Source organism: Mycobacterium sp. TH-M103 (assembly GCF_057473785.1).
This window is the reverse complement of record NZ_JBYCLG010000294.1, coordinates 1-2,318: the sequence shown is the minus strand read 5'-3', so window position 1 is coordinate 2,318 and position 2,318 is coordinate 1. Positions and strand designations below refer to the sequence as shown.

Genomic DNA, 2,318 nt, shown 5'->3' with positions numbered 1-2,318 from the left:
GGCACACCGGTCACCTGGCGCGACATCGCCAGCCAGATCCACGCCCTGTCCGGCGCCGACAAGGCGTTCGAGATCGCCGGGCCCAGCGGCGCGGACCGTGTCGCCTCGGTGACCCGCGGGGTGGACGACCGACAGGCGATCATGACCTTCGCCAAGCCCTACGCCGAGTGGCGCGGCATGTTCGCCGGCAACGGCATGCTGCTGCCCGCCAGCATGACCGCCACACCCGAGTCCTTCAACAAGGGGCAGCTGTCCGGACCCGGCCCGTCGGCGGGCCCGTTCATCGTCTCGGTCCTGGACCGGACCACGCAGCGAATCGTGTTGACCCGCAACCCCAAATGGTGGGGGCCGCGGCCACGGCTGGACGCCATCACCTATCTGGTGCTCGACGACGCCGCGCGGTTGCCCGCCCTGCAGAACAACACGATCGACGCCACCGGCATCGGGACGGTGGACCAGCTGGCGATCGCGCAGCACACCAAGGGCATCTCGATCCGTCGTGCACCCGCCCCGAGCTGGTCGCACTTCACCTTCAACGGCGCTCGCGGATCGATCCTGGCCGACAAGGCGCTGCGGCTGGCGGTGTCCAAGGGCATCGACCGGCAGACCATCGCCAAGGTCGTCCAGTACGGACTCACCACCGACCCGGTGGCACTGGGCAATCACATCTACGTCGCGGGCCAGGAGGGCTACCAGGACAACAGCGCCATCGTCCCCTACGACCCGGCCGCGGCGCGCCGGGAACTCGACGCGCTGGGCTGGAAGCTCAACGGCCAGTTCCGCGAGAAGGACGGCCACCCGCTGGTGATCCGCGACCTGTTCTACGACGCGCAGGGTTCGCGGGCGTTTGCCCAGATCGCCCAGCACAGCCTGGCCCAGATCGGGGTCAAGCTCGACCTGGTGGCCCGCTCCGGCAGCGGCTTCTTCAGCAACTACGTCAACGTCGGGGACTTCGACATCGCGCAGTTCGGCTGGCTCGGCGACGCGTTCCCCCTGTCGTCGCTGACCCAGATCTACCAGTCCGACGGGGCGAGCAACTTCGGCAAGATCGGGAGCCCGCAGATCGACGCCGCGATCGAGCGCACGCTCGAAGAACTCGAGCCCGCCAAGGCGCGGGCGCTGGCCAACGACCTCGACAGGCTCATCTGGGCCGAGGGATTCAGCCTGCCGTTGACCCAGTCCCCGGGCGACGTGGCGGTGCGCAGCACCCTGGCCAATTTCGGCGCGGCGGGGCTGGCCGACCTGGATTACACTGCAATCGGTTTCATGCGGTCCTGAGCCGGCGGCGCAGCGGCGCCGGATACGGCAGCGCGCCCTCCACGGCCGCGGCCGCGTCGAGCGCCTTCCACAGCAGCCGCACCCCGGTGCGCGGCGGGAGCGCGTCCAGCCGCGCGCCCTGGCCGACCAGCCTGGATGGCGCACCGTCCCACACCGCGGCGATGACGGCCAGGGCCGCGGGCTCGCGAAAGTCCAGTGCGCTGTGCGCCATCGTGGGCAGCGTCAGCAACACGGCACCGGGGATCAGCGACGCGATCCGGCGGGCCACCGCCGGCGGTGTGACCAGGTCGCGGCCACCGGAAAGCAGAACCGTGGGCCAGTCGAACTTCGGCATCTCGGCCGCCAGGTCGAATGGTTCGGCTTCGAAAGCCGCTGTCGGGGAAAGTGTTTCGCGTAGCGCTACGGCCGGGTCGAGGGGCAGCCCGTCGGGCTCGGCGGCGTAGTCGAGTTCACGGAACGCGATGCGGCTGACCAGATCGGCCTCGAAACGGTACGGCACCTTGCGGTTGAGTATCTTGGTGGAGCGGGACAGTGTGTGCCACAGCAGCGTTCGCCCGTCCAGCAACAGGTTGAGCTGGCGGTCGAGCAGGGCGGGGCCGCCGTAGCCGTACATCCAGGCGGCCAGCTCTCCGGCGGACGCGGTCATCACCCCGGCGTCGACGAGCTTGCGCATCTTCGGCGCCAGCGCGGCGGACTCCGGGCCGTCGCCGGCAAGCAACAGCCCGCGCACCGCGTCGCGAACCATCGCGATGTCGTGGCGCGACAGCAGCGGCGAATCCAGGATCATCGACCGCACCCGGCCGGGGTGGCGGACGCCGACCCCGGCCGCGATGTAGGTGCCGTAGGAGGTCCCGTAGAGGACCGCCGAGTCGACGTGAGCGTCCTCGAGCACGGCGGCGACGTCGTCGACGACCTCCTCGACGGTAATCGCCTCGGGCGGGAGGTCGGCGCCGGAGTCGTCGTGGCGCGACATGCCCACCCCGCGGTGCTCGATCATGATGACGTCGAGGCCGGCCGCGGCGGCGCGCCGCCGGAAGCCC

Annotated in this window: 2 protein-coding genes; one reads left to right on the top strand and one right to left on the bottom strand. The window is 70.5% G+C overall.

Annotated features, from left to right (window positions below; genetic code table 11):
• A partial coding sequence (locus AC2VOR_RS16580; RefSeq protein WP_486964143.1) for an ABC transporter family substrate-binding protein occupies positions 1-1,278 on the top strand: 1,278 nt, incomplete at its 5' end.
• Here the strand turns inward: AC2VOR_RS16580 and AC2VOR_RS16575 are convergent.
• A partial coding sequence (locus AC2VOR_RS16575; protein WP_486964142.1) for an alpha/beta hydrolase occupies positions 1,265-2,318 on the bottom strand: 1,054 nt, incomplete at its 5' end. The two genes, AC2VOR_RS16580 and AC2VOR_RS16575, sit on opposite strands and share 14 nt — an antisense overlap.